This is a genomic window from Geodermatophilus sp. SYSU D00815, from assembly GCF_054050035.1.
Genome location: NZ_JBJGYO010000008.1, coordinates 12,977 through 32,328, shown reverse-complemented (window position 1 = coordinate 32,328; position 19,352 = coordinate 12,977). Strand labels below are relative to the sequence as shown.

The window sequence follows — 19,352 nt, the reverse complement described above, 5'->3', positions numbered from 1 at the left end:
TCAGGCCAGGCCGAGGAGGCTCGCGAGCTCGCCCATCGCGCGGTCGAAGTAGCGGTCGGCGTCCTCGACGGCCCCGACGAAGTGGCCGAAGAGCTCGAAGCTGATCGTCCCGTAGACGGAGCTCCAGGCCAGCAGCGCGCGCACCCGCACGCCCTCGTCGATCGCCGGGTGGTCGCCGCCGAGCACCGCGACCGTCCCCTCGCTGATCAGGCCGGGGTCGCGCTCCCCGGCGGTGCCGGGCAGCTCCCCGGCCCGCGCGGCGTCCCCGAGGATGCGCCCGAGCAGCGTGCCGACCCGGACGGCCGGCGGCACCGTGTCCCGCGGCGCGCGGTACCCGGGCACCGGCGAGCCGTAGAGCAGCGCGTACTCGTGCGGGTGCCCCTTGGCCCAGCCCCGGACGGCGCGGCACACCGCCAGCCAGCGCTGCCGCGGCGGGGCGCCGGGGTCGTCGGCCCGCTCGGCCGCCTCCCCGAGGGCGTCGTAGCCGTCGATGATCAGCCGGGTCAGCAGGTCGTCCCGGCTCGGGAAGTAGCGGTAGAGCGCGGAGGAGACCATCCCGAGCTCGCGGGCCACGGCGCGCAGCGACAACCCCGCGGCCCCCACCTCGGCGAGCTGCCGCCGGGCGGCGTCGGTGATCTCGCGGGTGAGCTCGGCGCGGACGCGTTCGCGTGCGGTGGTCGGCACCCGGCCATCGTCGCCGACGTGAGCACCGGACGCAATAGAGAGCACCGCTCTTGACAGCCGCCGGTGCGGACGAGAGCATCGTCCGCATCCGAGAGCACCGCTCACCACAAAGGGGATGCGAACCATGGCACTGCACGTGATCGTCGGCAAGGGACCGGTGGGGACGGCGACGGCGGAGCTGCTCGCCGCGCGCGGGCACGAGGTGCGGGTGCTGTCCCGCAGCGGCGGCACGTCCACCGGCGCGATCGAGCACCGCGCGGTCGACGCGGCCGACGCCGGTGCCCTCACCGCCGCCGCCCGCGGGGCGGCCGCGCTCTACAACGCCGTGAACCCGGCCTACCACCGCTGGGCCACCGACTGGCCGCCGGTCGCCGCCGCCCTGCTCACCGCGGCGGAACGCGCCGGCGCCGTCCTGGTGGCCATGGGCAACCTGTACGGCTACGGCCGGCCGGACGGGCCGATGACGCCGGACTCGCCACTGCGGGCCACCGACACCAAGGGCCGCGTGCGCGCCCGGATGTGGGCCGACATGCTGGCCGCCCACGAGGCCGGCCGGGTGCGGGTGACCGAGGCGCGCGCCGCCGACTTCGTCGGGCCCACCGTGCCGGCCGGCCACTCCCACCTGCAGCGCCAGCTCCCCGCGCTGCGGGCCGGCCGCCGGGCCTGGGTGGTCGGCGACCCCGACGTCCCCCGCGGCTGGTCGTACCTGCCCGACGTCGCCGAGACGCTGGTGACCCTCGCCGGCGACGAGCGGGCCCACGGCCGGGCCTGGCACGTGCCCAGCGCGGTCCGCACGCAGCGGCAGGCGCTCACCGACCTGGCCACGGCGCTGGGGAAGCCGGAGCCGAAGGTCGGCGGCATCCCGTGGGGCGCGCTGCGCGCGGTCGGCCTGGTCTCGCCGATGATGCGCGAGGTGGTCGACGTGCGGCACCAGTTCGACCAGCCGTACGTGATCGACGCCTCCGCGACCACGGCCACCTTCGGCCTGACCGCCACCCCCTGGCGCGACGTCGTCGCCGATGCCGCGGGCGTGCGGCCCCGGGCGGGCGCACCGGCCCCCTGAGGCGGCTCGCCGCGGCCCTTCTACGGTGGGGGCCATGGTCTCTGCCTGGGTCCTCGTCGCCCTGGTGGCGCTGGCCGCGCTGGGCAGCGCGTACGGCGCCTACCGGGTCGCGCGCCGGCCGAGGGGTGCCCGCCGGTGAGCGCCCCCACCGAGCTGCCGGTGCCCGACACCGCCGACGTCCGCTCCGGACCCGAGGTCTCCGACGAGCTGCTCGCCGTGCTGCCGCTGCTCGGCGAGTGGCACGGCGAGGGCCAGGCGGCCGGCCCCGAGGGCGACCACCGCTTCGGGCAGTGGATCCGCTTCGCCCACGACGGCCGCGGGTTCCTCGCCTACGAGGCCCGGTCCTGGCGGCTGACCGACGACGGGGCGATCGTCGGTCCCGACTCCCGCGAGTCGGGGTTCCTGCGCCCCCGGGGCCGCGACGACGTCGAGCTGCTCGTCGCCAGCCCCGACGGCTGGGTGGAGATCTACGTCGGCCGGGCCCGGACGACGACGAGCTGGGAGCTGGCCACCGACGTGCTGGCCCGCACGCCCGACGCGCCCGAGGTCGTCCACGCCGTCCGCCTCTACGGCATCGTCGACGGCGCGCTCATGTACGCCATCGACCGGGCGGGCCCCGACCGGCAGCTGCGCCCCACCATGTCCGCCCGACTCGAACGGATCCGATGACCGCGCCCACCACCCCCCGCCAGGTCGCCGACGCCTACGTCGAGCAGGTCAGCGACCTCGACCCGATCGTCGCGACCGCCCTCGGCAACCGGCCGGGCGACGACCGCCTCCCCGACCTCTCCCCGCAGGGGCTCGAGGCCGAGGCCGGGCTGCTGCGCGACACCCTCGGCGCGCTCGACCGGGTCCTGGCCGCCGACCCCGCCCTGGAGGACGACCCGGTCGAGCGCCGCTGCGCCCGCCTGCTGCGCGAGCGGCTGCAGGCCGAGCTCGCCACCCACGAGGCGGGGGAGGGGCTGCGGTCGGTCTCCAACCTGTTCAGCCCGGTCCACTCGATCCGGCAGGTCTTCTCGCTGATGCCGGCGCAGACCGACGACGACTGGGCGGTGATCGCCCGCCGGCTGGCCCGCGTGCCCGAGGCCTACCGCGGCTACCGCGAGTCGCTGGAGGAGGGCTCGCGGCGGGGGCTGTTCGCCGCGCCGCGGCAGGTGGACACCGTCGTCGGCCAGCTCGGCGAGTGGCTCGCGGGGCCGTACTTCACGACGTTCGTCCAGGCGGGTCCCGAGGCGCTGCGCGGCGAGCTGGAGACGGCGGCGCGGGCCGCCGACGAGGCGGTCGCCGGCGTCCGCGACTTCCTGCGCGACACCTACCGCCCGCAGGCGGAGGGGACGCCGGACGCCGTGGGGCGCGACCGCTACGCCATGTTCGCCCGCCGCTGGACCGGGTCCGACCTCGGCGCGGGCGGCGGCCTGGAGGAGGCCTACGCCTGGGGCTGGGCCGAGCACCAGCGGATCCTCGCCGAGCAGCGCACCGAGGCCGGGAAGGTCGTGCCCGGGGCGACGCCCATGGAGGCGATGCGCTGGCTCGACGTGCACGGCGAGGCCGTCGAGGGTGTCGAGGCGGTCCGCGAGCGGCTGCAGGCGATGATGGACGAGGCGATGGACGCCCTCGACGGCACGCACTTCGACCTCGCCGAGCCGGTCCGCCGCGTCGAGGCGATGATCGCGCCGCCCGGCAGCGCCGCCGCGCCCTACTACACCCGGCCGTCCCAGGACTTCTCCCGACCCGGTCGCACCTGGCTGCCCACGCTCGGCCGCGAGCGCTTCCCGCTGTGGGACCTGGTGTCGACCTGGTACCACGAGGGCGTCCCGGGGCACCACCTGCAGCTGGCGCAGTGGGCGTACGTGGCCAAGGACCTCTCCACCTACCAGGCCTCGATCGGCTCGGTGGGCGCGAACGTCGAGGGCTGGGCCCTCTACGCCGAGCGGCTGATGGACGAGCTCGGCTACCTCACCGATCCCGGCGCGCGGCTCGGCTACCTCGACGCCCAGCAGATGCGCGCCGTCCGGGTCGTCGTCGACATCGGCATGCACCTGGAGCTGCCGATCCCCGACGACGCCGAGGGCGCCGTCGCCGAGCACCGCGGGCAGCCGTGGACGCCGGAGCTGGCGCGCGCGTTCTTCGGGGAGAACTGCGGCCGCGACCCGCAGTTCCTCGACAGCGAGCTGGTCCGCTACCTCGGCATGCCCGGGCAGGCGATCAGCTACAAGCTGGGCGAGCGCGCCTGGCTGGCCGGTCGTGAGGCGGCGCGGGAGAACCGGGGCGCCGACTTCGACCTCAAGGCCTGGCACATGGCCGCGCTGTCCCAGGGCTCGCTCGGCCTCGACGACCTCGCGGCGGAGCTCGCCCGGCTGTAGCGGCCGGCGGCCCGCGGGAGTAGCTTGGCCCGCCTCCAGCCCGTGCCCGAGGCTGCCGAGGGGGCGAGTTCCGTGGTCGTCCGAGAGCACTTCCTGCACCCCGTGGGCCGCGGCGCGGTGTTCGTGGAGCACCGGCACGCGCGGCCGAGGGTGGACGAGTCGGCGTACGTCGCGCCGAACGCCGTCGTCTGCGGCGACGTCACCCTCGGCCCGCACAGCCGGGTGCTCTTCGGGGCCGTGCTGACGGCGGAGGGCGGGCCGGTCGAGATCGGCGCCCACTGCATCGTCATGGAGCAGGCGGTGCTGCGCGGCGTGCCGCGGCACCCGCTGCGGATCGGTGACAACGTGATGGTCGGCCCGCACGCGCACCTGACCGGCTGCCGGGTCGACGGCGACGTGCGGATCGCCACCGGGGCGACGGTGTTCAACGGCGCCCACCTCGAGGTCGGTGCCGAGGTGGAGTTCCACGCCGTCGTCCACGTGAACACCCGCGTGCCGGCCGGTGTCGCCGTGCCGATGGGGTGGTTCGCCGGCGGCGACCCGGCCCAGCTCGTCCCCCCTGGCGACTGGGAACGCATCCGCGGTCTCATGGGCCCGCTGGACTACCCGGGCACCGTCTTCGGGGTCAGCCCTGCGTCGGGTCAGACGCCGATGCCGGACGTCGCCGAGCGGTACACCCGGTCACTCGCCCTGCACCGCTACGACGTCCTGCTCGACCCGGCCGGACAGCGCCCCGCGCCGGCGCCCACCGGGTCCGGCGGGACCTGACGAGGGCCGGACGGCGAGGGCCGGGGAGGACCGGCCGACCAGCACGGTCGTGACCACGCCCCCGCCGGCCTCGGGGACCCGGGGCGGCCTGCGGGGGACGCTCCGGCAGGCCCAGCACACGCGCGCTCAATCGGGCGGCGGGTTGACCGGGTCGCTGCCGGGCGACACCGGGTCGCCCGGCTCCGCCGGCCAGGCGTCGACGCCGTCGGCGGCGAGCACCGCGCCCACCGCCGCCGCGCTGCCGCCGACGTAGCTGCTCATGAGGTCGATGTCGGTGACGACGCACCAGCTGCGGTCGGCCGGGAACCAGAGGTTCGGGCTCTGCTCGGCCGGCTCGGGCGCGAAGTTGGCGGCGGCCAGCTCGACCGGCCCGCGGACGAGCCGGTGGACCCGCGTGCCGAGCACGAGGGTGGCCGCGTCGGCCGGGGCGTCGGTCCACACCCCGAAGAAGCAGTCCCCGGGCGTGGTCGTGTGCGCGGCGAGGACGGCGGCCAGGCGCGCGGCGACCGGCACCGGCAGGTGGCCCTCGGCGGGGGAGTCGTTCCACAGCTCGGGCTGGTCGTCGTCGGCCACGAAGTCCCACGCGCCGGTGATCGCCGCCCACTGCATCAGCCGGTGGGCGGTCCGGTCGTTGAGCTCGGCCACGGCGGCCCAGGGCACCTCGACGTCGTCGACGCCCTCGTAGCGGATCGCCGGGTGCAGCACGCGGGCGTAGGCGGCGAACACGGGCGGGACGAGCGAGCCCACGGTGGGCGGGTCGGCCGGGGCGAGGGCGGCGGCGAGCCACGCGCCGGGCGAGACGTCGGTCTCCACGGGGCGGCCGGCGAGGTGCACGGCGCGGAACCTACCCCGGGAACGGACAACCCCCGGGCTGCTCCGCGGCGCCGGTCCCGGAGGACGGCTGCACGCGGGCCGACTGGACAAAGGTCGGCGGCCCGGGGGTCGGGTGACTGTCCGGTTCTCGCTCGCCGCCGTACGCAGCGACGGGCGGGAGTGCCGATCGTCCGGCTTCCACACCGGACGGGCGGCCCATCACAGACGGCGGCTAGCGGACAGCCACCTCACGAGTCCGATAAGCATGCAATTGTTCGGACCACCTCCCTCCTCGTGTACCTCGACGGTACGTCGCGGACGGCCGTGCCGCCACGGAATTGTTCAGCCCTCGGCTGAATCCGGCTCGTAGACGTCCGGAACCCCGTCGTGGTCGCGGTCCACCTGTTCCTCGGCCACCAGCCGCCGGTACCGGCGGTTGCGCAGCCGGAGCACCACCGTGGCCAGCAGCGCGGCCGTGAGCGTGCCGACGAGGACGCCGACCTTGACGTGGTCGTCGCGCTCCGACCCGGTGCCGAACGCCAGCTCCCCGATGAGCAGCGAGACGGTGAAGCCGATGCCCCCCAGCAGGGCCAGGCCGACCACGTCCGGCCAGCCGAGGTCCTCGTCGAGCTGCGCCCGGGTGAACCGCTGCATCAGCCAGGTCGCCCCGGTGATGCCGATCGTCTTGCCGAGCACCAGGCCGGCGACGATGCCCAGCGCGACGCGGTCCTGGAGCGACTCGACCAGCCCCGAGAGCCCGCCCACGGTCACGCCGGCCGCGAAGAAGGCGAAGACCGGCACCGCGACGCCGGCGGAGATCGGCCGGAACCGGTGCTCGAAGTGCTCGGCCAGCCCCGGACCGGCGTCCGGCCCGCCGGCGGCCTCGGAGCGCACCACCGGCACGGTGAAGGCCAGCAGGACGCCGGCCACGGTCGCGTGCACGCCGGACTCGTGGACCAGCACCCACGTCACCACCGCCAGCGGCAGCAGCAGCCACCACGAGCGGACCCGCCGCTGGACGAGGAACCCGAACAGCGCCAGCGGCAGGAGCGCCAGCAGCAGCGGGACGACCGACAGCGCCGACGTGTAGAAGATCGCGATGATCGTGATCGCCAGCAGGTCGTCGACCACGGCGAGGGTCAGCAGGAACGTGCGCAGCCCGCTGGGCAGGTGGGTGCTGATCACCGCGAGGACGGCGAGGGCGAACGCGATGTCGGTGGCGGTCGGGATCGCCCAGCCGCGCAGCCCGCCGCCCTGCAGGTTGATCACCGCGTAGATGAGCGCGGGCACGGCCATGCCGCCGACCGCGGCGGCCACCGGCAGCGCGGCCCGCCGCGCGTCGCGCAGGTCACCGGCGACGAACTCGCGCTTGAGCTCCAGGCCGGCGACGAAGAAGAAGATCGCGAGCAGCCCGTCGGCCGCCCAGGTGCCGAGGGTGAGGTCCAGGTGCAGCGCCGACGGGCCCACCCGGGTGTCCCGCAGCGTGTCGTACGCCGCGGACCAGGGGGAGTTGGCCCACGCCAGGGCGACCACGGTGCCCACGAGCAGCAGCACCCCGCCGACGGTCTCCTGGCGCAGGACGTCGGCGATGCGCTTCGCCTCGGGCCACGAGCCGCGGCCGAAGAGCGGGAGGGGGCGGGTCACGGGCGGCTCCGGGGGTGAGGGGTCGGCGAGGACACGCGCCGACCAGACTTCCCGGCTCACCGGTTCCCGAGCCTAGCGGTCGAGCAGCTCCCGCACCCGCGCGGTCAGGCCCGCATCCCCCCGCCGGACGCCGTCGAGGGTGTGCACCGCCGCGGCCCCGCGGATGCCCGAGACGAGCCAGACGGCGTCGGCGGCGTGCAGGTCCGCGACCGTGCCGGTGGCGACCTCGGCCGGCCAGCCGGCCTGCGCCGCGCGGGCGAACAGCCGCGCCGCCGTCGTGCCGGCGAGGATCCCGGTCTCCACCGGCGGGGTGCGCAGCACGCCGCCGGCGGCCCAGACGACGGTCGACGTCGGCCCCTCCAGCAGCTGCCCCTCCAGCGAGGTGAGGACGACGTCGTCGGCGCCGTGCTCGTGGGCGTGCCGCAGCGCGGCCATGTTCACCGCGTACGACAGCGTCTTCGCCCCGCCCAGCAGCCACGGCGCGCGCGCCCGGAAGTCGGCCGGGACGCCGAGGCCGAGGCTCAGCACGGCGATGCCCTCGGCCCGCTGCCGGAGCACCTCGGCCGGCACGGGGGACAGCACACCCAGCACGGTGGGGGGGTGACCGTCGCCGAGGCCGCGGGTGAGGTAGAGCCGGACGGCGCCCTCGACGTCGGCCGGCCACTTCTCCACGAGCGCGTCGACCACGGCGCGCCAGGCCTCCGCGCCGGGGTCGGCGAGGGAGAGCAGCCGGGCCGAGCGGGCCAGCCGCGCCAGGTGCGCGTCGAGGTGCGGCGCCCGCGCGCCGACGACGGCGATCGACTCGAAGACGCCGTCCCCGCGGGCCAGGCCCTGGTCGAACGCGGTCACCACCGGCTCGTCGGGAGCGGGCGTGCGCACCCCGCCGTCCTGCCACACCGCCACCCGCTGCGCGTCGTCCACGCACCCCAGCCTGCCGCACGCCGGGAATAGGCTCGCCGCGTGGCGCACGAGCACGCACACCGGGGCACCCCGGCCGGCGATCCCGCGCCCCTGGCCGAGCGGTTGCACGCGCAGGGGCTGCGGCTCACCGCACCCCGCCGCCAGGTGCTCGCCGCCGTCGACGAGCTGCGGCACGCCACCCCCGAGGCGATCGTCGCGTGGCTGCGCGACCAGGCCGGCCCCGACGGCGCCGCGCCGGACACCTCCACCGTCTACCGCAACCTCGAGGTCCTGGAGCGCCTGGGCCTGGTCTGGCACACGCACCTCGGCAAGGGCGCGCCGGTCTACCACGCGGCGGCCGAGCACCGGCACCTGCACGTGGTCTGCCAGTCGTGCGGCACCATCGCCTCGGCCGACCCCGGCCTGCTGGCCGGGGCCGCGGAACGTCTGGCCGCCGATCTCGGTTTCACCGTGGACGTGGGGCACGTCGCGCTGTCGGGAACCTGCCGCGACTGCCGGGACCAGATCGGAACGGAGCACGCATGAACCCCCTGCTGGCACGCCCAGGAGCGGTCGCCGTCGAGGGCCGCTCCCCGGACACGGCGGTCGCCGCGCACTACGGGGACCCCCTGCGCGAGCAGCGGCTGCTCGCCGAGGGCGCCGGGCTCGTCGACCGCAGCGACCGCGACGTGCTCGTCGTCCCCGGCACCGACCGGCTGACCTGGCTGCACAGCCTCACCAGCCAGCACCTCGAGCGGCTGGCCGACGGCGCCGGCACGGAGGCGCTCGTCCTCTCCCCGAACGGGCACGTCGAGCACCACCTGGTGCTGGCCGAGCTCGGCGGCGCCACGTGGGCCGACGTCGAGCCCGGCACCGGTGGCGAGCTGCTCCGCTTCCTGCAGCGGATGGTCTTCATGCTCCGCGTCGAGCCGGCGCTGGTCACGGCGCAGTGGGCCGTGCTCTCCGTCGTCGGTCCCCGCGCCGACGAGGTGCTGGCCGCCGCCGGGCTGCCGGTCCCCGACGCGGTCGCGCCGCTGGACGGCGGCGGCTTTGCCCGCCGCATGCCGGCGATCGGCGACGGGACCGCCGCCGTCGTCGACCTGGTGGTGCCGCGGGCGTCGGTCGGGGAGGTCGCCGACGCGCTGCTGGCCGCCGGGGCGGGCCCGGCCGGGCTGGACGCGTTCGAGGCGCTGCGGGTCGAGGCGCGACGGCCGCGGGCCGGCGTCGACAGCGACCACCGCACCATCCCGAACGAGCTGGAGTGGCTGCGCACCGCCGTCCACCTGGAGAAGGGCTGCTACCGCGGGCAGGAGACCGTCGCCCGCGTGCACAACCTCGGGCGCCCGCCGCGCCGCCTGGTGCTGCTGCACCTCGACGGCGTGAGCGAGGAGCTGCCCGCGCCGGGCACGCCGGTGCAGGCGGGCCCGCGCGAGGTGGGCCGCGTGGGCACCGTCGTCCGCCACCACGAGCTCGGCGTCGTCGCGCTGGCCCTGGTCAAGCAGTCCGTCCAGCCGGGCACCGCGCTGACCGTCGGCGGGGCGGCGGCCGCGATCGACCCCGACGACGCCCCGGCCGCGGTCGACGACGAGCGCGCGGCCGCCCGCGAGCGCGTCCGGGCGGTCCGGTCTGCGACGATCGGCCGGTGACCCCCGGCACACTCATCACGCTGGCCCCGACCGGCGCCGAGTCGGCGAAGGCCGACGTCCCGAACCTGCCGGTCACCGTCGACGAGGTCGTCCGCACCGCGCGCGACTGCCAGGCGCTCGGCGCCTCGGTGGTCCACCTGCACGTCCGCGGCGAGGACACCCGGCCGACGCTCGACCTCGGCCGCTGCCGCGAGGTGGTCGCCGCCGTGCGCGGGGCCACCGACCTGGTGGTGCAGATCTCCACCGGGGGCGCGGTCACCGACCCGTTCGACGCCCGGCTCGCCGTCCTCGACGTCGACCCGGACGCCGCGTCGCTCACGCTGGGCACCGTCAACTTCGGCCGCGACGTGTTCAGCAACCCCTGGGACCTGATCGTCGAGCTGCACACGCAGATGCAGCAGCGCGGCATCGTGCCCGAGTACGAGGTCTTCGACCTCGGCCACCTGGCCACCCTGCGGCGGCTGCTGGACAAGCACGGCCCGCCGCACGGCGGGCACGTGCACGTCGACCTCGTCATGGGGGTCCCCGGCGGCATGCCTGGGACGACGCAGGCGCTCGCCGCCTGCCTGCCGCACCTGCCGCCCGGGGCGACCTTCGCCGCCACCGGGGTGGGGCGCACCTCGCTGCCGGTGATGCTCGCCGCCCTCTCCGCCGGCGGCCACCTGCGGGTGGGCATGGAGGACACGCTCACCTACGCTCCCGGCGAACCGGTGCGCGACAACGCACAGTTGGTGGCGCGGGCCGCCGGGCTGGCCCGCATCGCCCAGCGCCCCCCGCTGGCGCCCGACCAGGCCCGGGCCCTGCTCGGCATCCCCGCACGCACTCCCCTGGAGGCCTCGTGACCCCCAAGTCGTCCCCCGCCGGCGGCGCCGCCGTCGACGCGCTGCTCGACCCGGGCTTCGTGGAGAACGCGGTGCAGCAGCCGATGGGCGAGGTCCGGCGGCTGCGGCGGCAGGCCGAGCAGGAGGAGGTCAACCTCTCCTACACGCGGCGCCTGCTGCAGGGCCGGTTGGACATCGTGCGCCGCGAGCTGCAGCGCCGGGCCGACAACGACGGCCGCTCGCTGGTCGACCTGCTGCCCGAGATCCTGGCCGAGAAGGGCCGCGGGCCCGCGCACGGCCTCGGCCGGCACCAGACGGTGCAGCCGGCCGCGCCGGAGGAGTACGAGTCGTGGGTCAACGGGCTCACCGACGTCGACCTCTCCGCGATCACCGAGCTGTCCGACGCGCAGCTGGAGAAGGCCGCCCGGGCGCTGGCCGAGGCCGAGAAGGGCCTCTCCGAGCGCCGCCGCGGGGTCCAGCAGGTGATGGACGCGCTCGCCGGGGAGCTCGGCCGCCGGTACCGCGACGGCGAGGCCGACGTCGCCGCGCTGCTCGCCGACGAAGGTCGCTGATGGCCCCGTCCGGGGGCTCGCCCCGAGCGTGCGAGGGGTGAGGGGGACGGGGTCCTGCCCGTGGCCGGACAACCCGGTGCTGGTGGAGGTCTGGCGATCGGGCTTCCTGGAGTCGGTGCACCGCGGCGCCCTCGTCGTGCTGGGCCCCGACGGCGGGGTGCTCGCCGCCGCCGGCGCGGTCGACCGGCCGGTGCTGCCGCGCTCGTCGAACAAGCCGGTCCAGGCGACCGCGCTGCTCGCGTCGGGCTGGGCGCCCCGTTCGGCCGAGGAGCTCGCGATCGGCGCCGCCTCGCACTCGGGCGAGGACGGCCACCGCGAGCTGGTCGCCGGCATGCTGTCCGCCGCCGGGCTGGGCCCCCACGACCTCGGCTGCCCGCCCGCGCTGCCGCTGCACGAGCAGACGCGGGCGCGGTGGCTGGCGGCGGGGCGGGCGCCGGAGCGGCTGGCGATGAACTGCTCCGGCAAGCACGCCGCGATGCTCTCCGCCTGCGTCGCCGCCGGCTGGGACACCCGCGGCTACCTCGAGCCGACGCACCCGCTGCAGCAGGCCGTCGAGGCCCGGCTCGCCGAGATCGCGGAGGAGCCGGTCGAGGCGGTCGTCGTCGACGGGTGCGGCGCCCCGCAGCACGCGCTGACCCTCACCGGCCTGGCCCGCGGTGTGCGCTGGCTGGTCGAGGCGCCCGAGAGCAGCCCGGAGCGGTCCGTCGCCGACGCGATGCGCGCCCACCCCTGGCTGGTGGCGGGCACCGGCCGCGAGGACACCGAGCTCATGCGCGCCGTCCCCGGCCTGCTGGTGAAGGGTGGCGCCGACGGGGTGCACGTGGCCGCGCTGCCCGGTCGCGGCGCGGTCGCGCTCAAGCTCGACGACGGCGGCGACCGCGGGCGCGCGCCCGCGCTGGCCGCCGGCCTGCGCCGGCTGGGCGTCCCCGACGACCTGCTCGCCCGCTGGTTGCTGACCCCCGTCCGCGGTGGGGACGGTGTGGTCGGTGAGGTCCGCCCCGGCGTCGCCCTGGCGTCCTGACCTGCGTCTTCGGCTGTGACGATGCTCACCGCCAGGTGCTAGCAGGAGCGCTTGCAAGAGTTAGCACCCCCGGTTAGCGTCGTAGCCGTGCAGAAGCCGACGGAGTTCGTGCGGGAGCAGGTGACGACGGTCCGCGAGACGGTGGACCGGATCGCCGGCTCCGTGGCGGACACCGTGGCCGCGGCGCCCACGGCCACGGCGGTGGGCGAGTTCATCCGCGAGCAGCGCAACGCCGCGCGCGTGTCGCTGCGCGAGCTGGCCCGCTCCGCCGGCGTCAGCAACCCGTACCTGTCCCAGGTGGAGCGGGGCCTCCGCAAGCCGTCGGCGGAGGTCCTCGCAGCGATCGCCCGGGGCCTGAAGATCTCGGCCGAGACGCTCTACGAGCAGGCCGGGATCCTCGACCGGCGGCCCGGCAACCCGGACACCGTGGCGGCGATCCGCTCGGACACCGCGCTGTCGGAGCGGCACAAGGCAGTGCTGCTCGAGCTCTACGAGACCTACGTCCGCGAGCACGCGGCGACCGCCACGACCTCCCCCAGCCCCCGATCCTCGAAGGAGTCGGCATGACCGCCACCGAGACCGTGAAGCACTACGGCGACGCCGCCGTCCAGCTCACCAAGACCCAGCTGCTGGCCACCATCGGCGCCGGCGACCTCGCCGTCGAGCGCGCCAAGGCCGTCGTCGGCACCCTGCGCGCCCGCGCCGAGTCGCTCCCGGGCGAGGCCAGGGTCCAGGCCGACCTCGGCGTCAAGGAGGCCCGCACCCGGGCCACCGACGCCGTGAGCACCGCCCGCACCCGGGCCCAGCAGCTCGCCGTCGCCGCCCGGCCCGAGACCGTGCGCAGCACCGTCGCCGGCCTGGTCGAGACCGCCCGCACCCAGGCGCTGTCCACCGTCGAGGCGCTCGCCGAGCGCGGTGCCGGCGTGGTCGACGAGCTGCGCCGCCAGCCCGGCTTCCGCCGGGTCGTGGCCCGCGCCGAGCGTGCCGTCGACACCGTCGAGGACGCCCTCGAGGACGTGCTCGAGGAGACCGCGGACACCATCCAGGACGCCTCGGACGAGGTGACCTCGGTCGCGCAGAAGACCGCCGCGAAGGCCACCAAGGCCACCGCCAAGGCCGAGAAGGCGGCCGCCCAGGCCGCCGAGTCCGCCAAGGAGACGGTCGAGGCCGCCGCCACGGAGCCGGTCGCGCCGGCCAAGCGCGCGCGGCGCACGACCACCGCGGCCCGCAAGGCCACCCCGGCCAGGGCGACCACCGCCGTCGGCGAGGCGCGCGTCACCCGCGCCCGCACCGCCAAGCCGGCCGACCCGACCGCCGTCCCGGCCAAGAAGGCCTGACGCCGGATCGCCGATACCAGGGCCCCGGAGCTGCCACGAGCGCTCCGGGGCCCTGTGGCGTCCCGGGGGTCACCCCGGTGGAGGGCGGGTCGCCGCGAACCCCTGCCGCGGGGTCCGGCGCGAGTACGCTGCCTCCATGTCGTTCGACGCGCTCCTGCTGACGGTCCTGTACTGGGGCACGCTGGCCCTGACCGCGTGGGCGTTCGTCGACGCCGTCGTCCGGCCGGCCACCGCCTACGTGGCGGCCGGCAAGCTCACCAAGCCGGCCTGGGTCGCCATCACCGCGATCGCCGGGGTGGTGCTGTACGTGATGGGCCCGATGAGCTTCTTCGGGCTGCCCGCGGTCATCGCCGCCGTCGTCTACCTCGTCGACGTCCGGCCGGCGGTGCGCGGCCTGCGCCGCGGCAACAGCTGGTAGCCGCTACCGCCGCCGACGGGCGATGCCACCCGGTGCCGACCGGTGGTGGTGTCCCGCCGTGGCGTGGCCACCACCACCCGACTCCGGGTGCGCTCCGGCGCGCGCCGGCGGTGCGCGGCGCTACCGCCGGGGATCCTTCGGCAGCACGATCCACAGCACCAGGTACGCGATGAACTGCGGCCCCGGCAGCACGCAGGACACCACGAACGCCACGCGCAGCGCCGTCGTCGACAGGCCGTAGCGGCGGGCGATGCCGGCGCAGACACCACCGATCACCTTGTGCTGGGTGTCGCGGGCGAGCCGGCGGGGGACGGGCGTCGTCATGCCGTCCGACCCTACGGTGCGGGCATGGACCTGCGCGCCGTCCTGGGCGACCTCACCGAGGCCGACGTCGACGTCGTCGTGAACGCCGCCAACCCCGGGCTGCTCGGTGGCGGCGGGGTGGACGGCGCCATCCACCGGGCCGGCGGGCCGGAGATCCTCGCCGAGTGCCGGGCGGTCAGGGCCCGGCTGCCCGACGGGCGGCTGCCCCGCGGCGAGGCCGTCGCGACGACGGCCGGCCGGTTGCCGGCGCGCTGGGTCGTGCACACCGCCGGCCCCATCTGGTCGGCCTCCGAGGACCGGTCGGCGGTGCTGCGGTCCTGCTACGCCAGCAGCCTGCGGGTCGCCGACGGCCTGGGCGCGCGCACGGTCGCGTTCCCCGCGATCTCGGCCGGTGTCTACGGCTGGCCCCTGGACGACGCGGCGCGGCAGGCGGTGGCCGGCGTCCGCTCGGTCGCCGTCGAGCACGTGGCCGAGGTGCGGTTCGTGCTCTTCTCCGCGGAGGCGCTGGCCGCGTTCGAGCGGGCGCTCAGCGGCTGAAGACGCCCTCCGGCGGCTCCGGGGAGGGCTGCGCCGCGGCGTCGGTCACCGGGCGGGCGTCGCCGGCGAACCGGTCGAGGTCCTCGCCGGCGACCACGCGCGAGGGCATCGGGTCGCCCGCGCAGCGGCGCACCAGCGCCGTCACGGGCAGCGGCGCGTCGGAGGCGACGGCGACCAGGTTGCCGAACCGGCGGCCGCGCAGCGTCCCGGGCTCGGCGACCAGGCACACCTCGGCGAACACCGCCCGCAGGGTGGCCGCCTGGGCCCGGGCGAAGGCCAGCGGCGGGCCGTCGGCCACGTTGGCGGTGAGCACACCCCCGGGGCGCAGCACCCGGTGCACCTCCCGGGCGAACTCCACCGTGGTCAGGTGCGCCGGGGTGCGCGCACCGGCGAAGACGTCGACCACGACCACGTCGGCGCTGCCGCTGCGCATGCCGGCCAGGGCCTCCCGGGCGTCGGCCGCGCGCACCCGGACGCGGGCGTCCCGGGGCAGCGGCAGGTGCGCCCGCACCAGCTCGGTCAGCGGCTCGTCGATCTCGGCCACCCGCTGCCGGGAGCCGGGGCGCGTCGCGGCGACGTAGCGGGGGAGGGTGAGCGCACCGCCGCCGAGGTGGACGACGTCGAGCGGCCGGCCCTCCTCGGCGGCGAGGTCCAGCACGTGCCCCATCCGCCGGACGTACTCGAACTCGAGGTGGGTCGGCTCGTCGAGGTCGACGTGCGACTGCGGCGTGCCGTCCACCACGAGCACCCAGGAGCCGTCGCGGTCGGCGTCGCCGAGGAGCTCGGCGGTGCCGCCGAGCACGGGGGTGGGCCCCGGCGGCAGCACCTCCTCCCGCCTCCGTCGCGCCATCAGCGACCGCGCAGCACGGACTCGGCCGCCGCGTCGCCCTCGACCCGCACGTCGGCGGGCCGGCCCCACAGGTGCAGCAGCAGCTGCGTCCCCTCGCCGCTCAGGTGCGCCTGCGCGCCGCCGGAGTGCGCGTCGGCCACCTCGACCGCACCGCGGGTCACCCGCACCTCCCACCGCCGTCCGGTGGCCGTGTCGCTGACCGCCACCAGCACCTGCGCGCTGCGCAGCGGCTCGGTGTGCGCCCAGCGCGGGACGACGACGCCGAGCAGCTCGGCCACGCCGTCGGCGGCCAGCGCGGGGTCGAGCGGGGCGTGCCGAACCCCGGCCGCGGCCTCCAGGTCCATCCGGTGCACCGCCAGCTCGTGCGCCTGGCGGCGGGCCCACTCGGCGGCAACCCCGGGCGCGGCCGGGCTCATGTGCCAGGCGGGGGCGTCCGGCGGCGTCTCGCGCAGCGCCCGCACCAGCGCCGTCAGGCCCGCGCCGTACCAGCCGAGCAGGTCGCCGTCCGGGGGCTCCGGGCGCGGGGGCGGGGCATCGGCCGTGCCGGCGGTGACGATCGCCGTCGCCCAGCGGTGCACGGTGCCCAGGTGGCCGACCAGGTCGGCCGCCGTCCACGCCGGCACCCACGGGACGACGACGCCGAGCCGGCCGGCCGCGTCCAGCTCCGCGGCCAGGATCCCGACCCGCTCGCCCTCCTCGACCACCGCCTCGACGCACCGCAGCCGGAACTCCTCGGCGGGTGTCACGTCGGGGCCACGGCGGACCAGCGCACGGTCACCTCGCCGTGCTTCCACCGCTTGGAGGAGCCGACGAACGGCCACCCCTGCTCGGCCAGCGCCTCCACCGCGGCCGTCCACCGCTGCCGCGGGCCGAACGCCGACAGGCCCGCGGCAGCGGCCCAGGCGGCGTCGAGGGCGCGCAGGAACTCGTGCACCGGCTGCCCCGGCACGTTGTGGTGGATCAGCGCTTTGGGCAGCCGCTCGGCCAGGTCGGACGGCCGGTCCAGGTCCGACACCCGCGCCGAGAGGGTGAGGGTGAGGGGGCCGTCGTCGTCGAGGGCCACCCACGCCGCCCGCCGTCCCCACTCGTCGCAGGTGCCCTCCACGACCAGCCCGCCCGGCGCGAGGGCGCCGCGCATGGTCTCCCACGCCCGGTGCGCCGATTCCAGGTCGTACTGCCGCAGCACGTTGAACGCGCGCACCAGCACAGGCTGCAGCCCGGCCAGCTCGAAGCCGCCGAGCCGGAAGTCGACCCGCGGCGGGTCGCGGTCGGCGGCGACCGCGGCCACCCGTTCCGGGTCGATCTCCAGGCCGACGACCTCCAGGCCCGTCACCTCGGGCGCGAGCCGGTCGACCAGCTCGAGGGTGGTGACGGCCGAGGCGCCGTAGCCGAGGTCGACGACGAGGGGGCGGGCGGCGTCGCGCAGGCGGGGGACCTGCGTGGCCAGCAGCCAGCGGTCGACCCGGCGCAGCCGGTTGGCGTTCGTGGTGCCCCGGGTCGGCAGCCCCAGCGCGCGGGCCCGGCCGGCGGCCAGGCGGGGCGCCTTCCTGCGGATCGGCGGCAGCGTCGCCCGCTGCTTGTGCTCGCTCCCGCCGTCCACCTGTCCGGAGGGTAGTCGCCCGCGCGGTTAGCGTGGACGCGTGCAGGTGCGACGCGATGCCCGGCTGGCCGACCTCACCACCCTCGCGGTCGGCGGTCCGATCGACCGGCTCCTGGTGGTCACCGGCGCCGCGGAGCTGGTCGAGGCGGTGCGGGACGCCGACGAGGCCGGCCGGCCGCTGCTGGTGCTCGGCGGCGGCTCCAACGTGGTGGCGCCGGACGAGGGCTGGCCGGGGGACGTCGTGCTGGTGCGCTCCCGCGGGGTGGCGCGCTCCGGGGACTCGCTCACCGTGCAGGCCGGCGAGGACTGGGACGACCTCGTCGCGCACACCGTGGCCGAGCGGCTGGCCGGGGTGGAGGCGCTCTCCGGCATCCCCGGCTCGACCGGCGCGACGCCGGTGCAGAACGTCGGCGCCTACGGCCAGGAGGTCGCCCAGACCATCACCGCGGTGCGGGTGTGGGACCGGGCGGAGAAGGACGAGCGCACGCTGACCCCGGCCGAGTGCGGCTTCGGCTACCGCGACAGCCGGCTCAAGCGCGAGCCGGGCCGGTTCGTCGTCGTGGAGGTGACCTTCGCCCTGCACCCCGGCGAGCTCTCCGCGCCGGTCGGGTACGCCGAGCTGGCCCGCGCGCTGGGGATCGGGCTGGGGGAGCGCGCCCCGCTGACCGACGTCCGCGCCGCGGTCCTGCGGCTGCGGCGCGGCAAGGGCATGGTGCTCGACCCGGCCGATCCCGACAGCCGCAGCGCCGGCTCGTTCTTCACCAACCCGATCGTCCCGGCCGGGCGCGCCGTCGACGGCTGCCCGAGCTGGCCGGCGGGCGACGGGCAGGTCAAGCTCAGCGCGGCCTGGCTGGTGCAGCACGCCGGGTTCGGCCGCGGCACCCGCGCCGGGCACGTGGGGACGTCGTCGCGGCACAGCCTGGCGCTGACCACCGAGCCCGGCGCCACCGCCGCCGAGCTGCTCGCCTTCGCCGACCGGGTGGTCGCCGCCGTCCGCGAGCGCTTCGGCGTCACCCTCGAACGCGAACCGACCGCCGTCCGGCCGTGGGGGGGGGGGGGGGGGGGGGGGGGGGGGGGGGCGGCCCCCCCCCCCCCCCCACCCCCCCCCCCCCACCCCGCGGGGCGGGGCGGGGCCGGCGCGGTTCCCGCGCCCCTCCCACTCCGCTCACTCCTCCCGGTGCACCTTGTGCTGGGCGGCCTGGGCGCGGGGGCGCACGACCATCAGGTCGACGTTCACGTGGTGCGGCCGGGTCACCGTCCAGGCGATGCAGTCGGCGACGTCCTCGGCCACCAGCGGCTCGCGCACCCCGCGGTAGAGGGCGTCGGCGGCCTCCTGCGAGCCCAGCCGGATGCGCGAGAACTCCTCGGTGCGCACCATGCCCGGCGCGATCTCGATCACCCGCACCGGCTCGCCGACCAGCTCCAGCCGCAGCGTCTCGGCCAGCGTGTGCACGCCGTGCTTGGCGGCGGTGTAGGAGGCGCCGCCCTCGTAGCTGATCAGGCCGGCCGTGGAACCGACGAAGACCAGGTCCCCGGCGCCCGAGGCACGCAGCGCGGGGAGCAGGGCCCTGGTCAGGCGCACGGTGCCGAGGACGTTGACCTCGTAGGTGCGCGCCCACGAGTCGAGGTCGGCGTCGGCCACCGGGTTGGCGTCGAAGGCGCCGCCGGCGTTGTTCACCAGCACGTCCACCCGGTCCAGCGGCGCGCAGAAGGCGTCCACCGAGGCCTGGTCGGTGATGTCGAGGGCGCGCGCCCGCCCGCCGATCCGGTCGGCGAGGGCGGTGAGCCGGTCGACCCGGCGGGCGCCCAGCACGACGTCGAACCCCTCCGCGGCCAGGCGCTCGGCGGTGGCCGCGCCGATGCCGCTGGAGGCCCCGGTGACGACGGCGGTGCGGCCGGTGCCGGGCAGCGTGCGGTACCCGGACGGGGGGAGGGTTGGGGGACCGGACATGTGGTCATCCTGACGCTGTTGCAGGATGGACAGTCGGCAG

22 protein-coding genes and 1 pseudogene are annotated in these 19,352 nt (G+C 76.8%); 14 read left to right on the top strand and 9 right to left on the bottom strand.

Annotation, left to right across the window (positions count from 1 at the left end; genetic code table 11):
* A complete protein-coding gene (locus ACI78S_RS11550) occupies positions 1 to 684 on the bottom strand; it encodes a TetR/AcrR family transcriptional regulator (RefSeq protein ID WP_456973307.1) in 684 nt (227 codons plus the stop codon).
* Positions 685 to 808: 124 nt separating this feature from the next.
* On the opposite strand from ACI78S_RS11550, the gene ACI78S_RS11545 reads away from it, so the two are divergent.
* From ACI78S_RS11545 to ACI78S_RS11530, 4 genes are all read left to right on the top strand, one after another.
* Positions 809 to 1,747: an NAD-dependent epimerase/dehydratase family protein gene (locus tag ACI78S_RS11545; RefSeq protein WP_456973305.1), complete on the top strand. Its 939-nt coding sequence runs from the start codon at positions 809 to 811 to the stop codon at positions 1,745 to 1,747.
* 135 nt (positions 1,748 to 1,882) lie between these two features.
* The gene (locus ACI78S_RS11540) at positions 1,883 to 2,416 is read left to right on the top strand and encodes an FABP family protein (protein WP_456973303.1); all 534 of its coding nucleotides are present in this window, start codon (positions 1,883 to 1,885) and stop codon (positions 2,414 to 2,416) included.
* The gene (locus ACI78S_RS11535; protein WP_456973301.1) at positions 2,413 to 4,110 is read left to right on the top strand and encodes a DUF885 domain-containing protein; all 1,698 of its coding nucleotides are present in this window, start codon (positions 2,413 to 2,415) and stop codon (positions 4,108 to 4,110) included. Before ACI78S_RS11540 ends, ACI78S_RS11535 begins: the two co-directional genes overlap by 4 nt.
* Positions 4,111 to 4,182: 72 nt before the next feature.
* Complete coding sequence (locus tag ACI78S_RS11530) at positions 4,183 to 4,878, top strand: gamma carbonic anhydrase family protein (RefSeq protein ID WP_456973299.1); 696 nt, start codon at positions 4,183 to 4,185, stop codon at positions 4,876 to 4,878.
* Positions 4,879 to 5,004: 126 nt separating this feature from the next.
* Here the strand turns inward: ACI78S_RS11530 and ACI78S_RS11525 are convergent, their stop codons facing one another.
* The 3 genes from ACI78S_RS11525 to ACI78S_RS11515 form a co-directional block, all read right to left on the bottom strand.
* Complete coding sequence (locus ACI78S_RS11525; RefSeq protein ID WP_456973297.1) at positions 5,005 to 5,712, bottom strand: hypothetical protein; 708 nt, start codon at positions 5,710 to 5,712, stop codon at positions 5,005 to 5,007.
* Positions 5,713 to 6,033: 321 nt separating this feature from the next.
* Positions 6,034 to 7,335, bottom strand: coding sequence for a Na+/H+ antiporter NhaA (nhaA, locus tag ACI78S_RS11520; protein ID WP_456973295.1), 1,302 nt, complete (start codon positions 7,333 to 7,335; stop codon positions 6,034 to 6,036).
* A 72-nt stretch (positions 7,336 to 7,407) separates the two neighbouring features.
* Positions 7,408 to 8,256: an aminotransferase class IV gene (locus ACI78S_RS11515; protein WP_456973293.1), complete on the bottom strand. Its 849-nt coding sequence runs from the start codon at positions 8,254 to 8,256 to the stop codon at positions 7,408 to 7,410.
* 39 nt (positions 8,257 to 8,295) lie between these two features.
* Here ACI78S_RS11515 and ACI78S_RS11510 point away from each other — a divergent pair, with 39 nt between their 5' ends.
* From ACI78S_RS11510 to ACI78S_RS11475, 8 genes are all read left to right on the top strand, one after another.
* Positions 8,296 to 8,781 carry a Fur family transcriptional regulator gene (locus ACI78S_RS11510; RefSeq protein ID WP_456973291.1) on the top strand — a complete coding sequence of 162 codons (486 nt, stop codon included), beginning with the start codon at positions 8,296 to 8,298 and terminating at the stop codon, positions 8,779 to 8,781.
* Complete coding sequence (gene ygfZ / locus ACI78S_RS11505; RefSeq protein WP_456973289.1) at positions 8,778 to 9,881, top strand: CAF17-like 4Fe-4S cluster assembly/insertion protein YgfZ; 1,104 nt, start codon at positions 8,778 to 8,780, stop codon at positions 9,879 to 9,881. Before ACI78S_RS11510 ends, ygfZ begins: the two co-directional genes overlap by 4 nt.
* The gene (locus ACI78S_RS11500; protein ID WP_456973287.1) at positions 9,878 to 10,723 is read left to right on the top strand and encodes a 3-keto-5-aminohexanoate cleavage protein; all 846 of its coding nucleotides are present in this window, start codon (positions 9,878 to 9,880) and stop codon (positions 10,721 to 10,723) included. Before ygfZ ends, ACI78S_RS11500 begins: the two co-directional genes overlap by 4 nt.
* Positions 10,720 to 11,274 carry an RsiG family protein gene (locus ACI78S_RS11495; RefSeq protein ID WP_456973285.1) on the top strand — a complete coding sequence of 185 codons (555 nt, stop codon included), beginning with the start codon at positions 10,720 to 10,722 and terminating at the stop codon, positions 11,272 to 11,274. The genes ACI78S_RS11500 and ACI78S_RS11495 overlap by 4 nt, the downstream gene beginning before the upstream one ends.
* 37 nt (positions 11,275 to 11,311) lie before the next feature.
* Positions 11,312 to 12,295, top strand: a complete 984-nt coding sequence (locus tag ACI78S_RS11490; protein WP_456973283.1) for an asparaginase — start codon at positions 11,312 to 11,314, stop codon at positions 12,293 to 12,295.
* Between the two features lie 87 nt (positions 12,296 to 12,382).
* Positions 12,383 to 12,862 carry a helix-turn-helix domain-containing protein gene (locus ACI78S_RS11485; protein WP_456973281.1) on the top strand — a complete coding sequence of 160 codons (480 nt, stop codon included), beginning with the start codon at positions 12,383 to 12,385 and terminating at the stop codon, positions 12,860 to 12,862.
* Positions 12,859 to 13,632 carry a hypothetical protein gene (locus ACI78S_RS11480; RefSeq protein WP_456973279.1) on the top strand — a complete coding sequence of 258 codons (774 nt, stop codon included), beginning with the start codon at positions 12,859 to 12,861 and terminating at the stop codon, positions 13,630 to 13,632. Before ACI78S_RS11485 ends, ACI78S_RS11480 begins: the two co-directional genes overlap by 4 nt.
* Before the next feature lie 136 nt (positions 13,633 to 13,768).
* Complete coding sequence (locus tag ACI78S_RS11475; protein WP_456973277.1) at positions 13,769 to 14,050, top strand: DUF2516 family protein; 282 nt, start codon at positions 13,769 to 13,771, stop codon at positions 14,048 to 14,050.
* A 120-nt stretch (positions 14,051 to 14,170) separates the two neighbouring features.
* Here the strand turns inward: ACI78S_RS11475 and ACI78S_RS11470 are convergent, their stop codons facing one another.
* Positions 14,171 to 14,374 (bottom strand): PspC domain-containing protein, encoded by a 204-nt coding sequence (locus ACI78S_RS11470; protein ID WP_456973275.1) that lies wholly within the window; start codon positions 14,372 to 14,374, stop codon positions 14,171 to 14,173.
* 24 nt (positions 14,375 to 14,398) lie between these two features.
* Here ACI78S_RS11470 and ACI78S_RS11465 point away from each other — a divergent pair, with 24 nt between their 5' ends.
* Positions 14,399 to 14,911, top strand: coding sequence for an O-acetyl-ADP-ribose deacetylase (locus tag ACI78S_RS11465; RefSeq protein WP_456973273.1), 513 nt, complete (start codon positions 14,399 to 14,401; stop codon positions 14,909 to 14,911).
* On the opposite strand, the gene ACI78S_RS11460 is transcribed toward ACI78S_RS11465, so the two are convergent.
* Genes ACI78S_RS11460 through ACI78S_RS11450 form a run of 3 tightly spaced genes read right to left on the bottom strand, consistent with a single transcriptional unit; the run spans position 14,901 to position 17,361 of the window.
* Positions 14,901 to 15,761: a spermidine synthase gene (locus ACI78S_RS11460; protein ID WP_456973271.1), complete on the bottom strand. Its 861-nt coding sequence runs from the start codon at positions 15,759 to 15,761 to the stop codon at positions 14,901 to 14,903. The genes ACI78S_RS11465 and ACI78S_RS11460 overlap by 11 nt on opposite strands.
* Positions 15,761 to 16,507, bottom strand: coding sequence for a maleylpyruvate isomerase N-terminal domain-containing protein (locus tag ACI78S_RS11455; protein WP_456973269.1), 747 nt, complete (start codon positions 16,505 to 16,507; stop codon positions 15,761 to 15,763). Before ACI78S_RS11455 ends, ACI78S_RS11460 begins: the two co-directional genes overlap by 1 nt.
* On the bottom strand, positions 16,504 to 17,361 hold the full coding sequence (locus tag ACI78S_RS11450) for a class I SAM-dependent methyltransferase (protein ID WP_456973268.1): 858 nt from the start codon (positions 17,359 to 17,361) through the stop codon (positions 16,504 to 16,506). Before ACI78S_RS11450 ends, ACI78S_RS11455 begins: the two co-directional genes overlap by 4 nt.
* Before the next feature lie 40 nt (positions 17,362 to 17,401).
* On the opposite strand from ACI78S_RS11450, the pseudogene ACI78S_RS11445 reads away from it, so the two are divergent.
* A pseudogene (locus tag ACI78S_RS11445) lies at positions 17,402 to 18,340 on the top strand (UDP-N-acetylmuramate dehydrogenase); the annotation flags it as partial.
* Between the two features lie 186 nt (positions 18,341 to 18,526).
* Here the strand turns inward: ACI78S_RS11445 and ACI78S_RS11440 are convergent.
* The gene (locus ACI78S_RS11440) at positions 18,527 to 19,312 is read right to left on the bottom strand and encodes an SDR family oxidoreductase (protein WP_456973266.1); all 786 of its coding nucleotides are present in this window, start codon (positions 19,310 to 19,312) and stop codon (positions 18,527 to 18,529) included.
* Positions 19,313 to 19,352 lie beyond the last annotated feature (40 nt).

What these genes read in the sequence shown, in the direction of transcription:
- ACI78S_RS11545 (WP_456973305.1), top strand. Translation starts at nt 809, where the DNA reads ATGGCACTGCACGTGATCGTCGGCAAGGGACCGGTGGGGACGGCGACG.
- ACI78S_RS11535 (WP_456973301.1), top strand. Translation starts at nt 2,413, where the DNA reads ATGACCGCGCCCACCACCCCCCGCCAGGTCGCCGACGCCTACGTCGAG.
- ygfZ (WP_456973289.1), top strand. Translation starts at nt 8,778, where the DNA reads ATGAACCCCCTGCTGGCACGCCCAGGAGCGGTCGCCGTCGAGGGCCGC.
- ACI78S_RS11480 (WP_456973279.1), top strand. Translation starts at nt 12,859, where the DNA reads ATGACCGCCACCGAGACCGTGAAGCACTACGGCGACGCCGCCGTCCAG.
- ACI78S_RS11475 (WP_456973277.1), top strand. Translation starts at nt 13,769, where the DNA reads ATGTCGTTCGACGCGCTCCTGCTGACGGTCCTGTACTGGGGCACGCTG.
- ACI78S_RS11470 (WP_456973275.1), bottom strand. Translation starts at nt 14,374, where the DNA reads ATGACGACGCCCGTCCCCCGCCGGCTCGCCCGCGACACCCAGCACAAG.
- ACI78S_RS11465 (WP_456973273.1), top strand. Translation starts at nt 14,399, where the DNA reads ATGGACCTGCGCGCCGTCCTGGGCGACCTCACCGAGGCCGACGTCGAC.
- ACI78S_RS11460 (WP_456973271.1), bottom strand. Translation starts at nt 15,761, where the DNA reads ATGGCGCGACGGAGGCGGGAGGAGGTGCTGCCGCCGGGGCCCACCCCC.
- ACI78S_RS11440 (WP_456973266.1), bottom strand. Translation starts at nt 19,312, where the DNA reads ATGTCCGGTCCCCCAACCCTCCCCCCGTCCGGGTACCGCACGCTGCCC.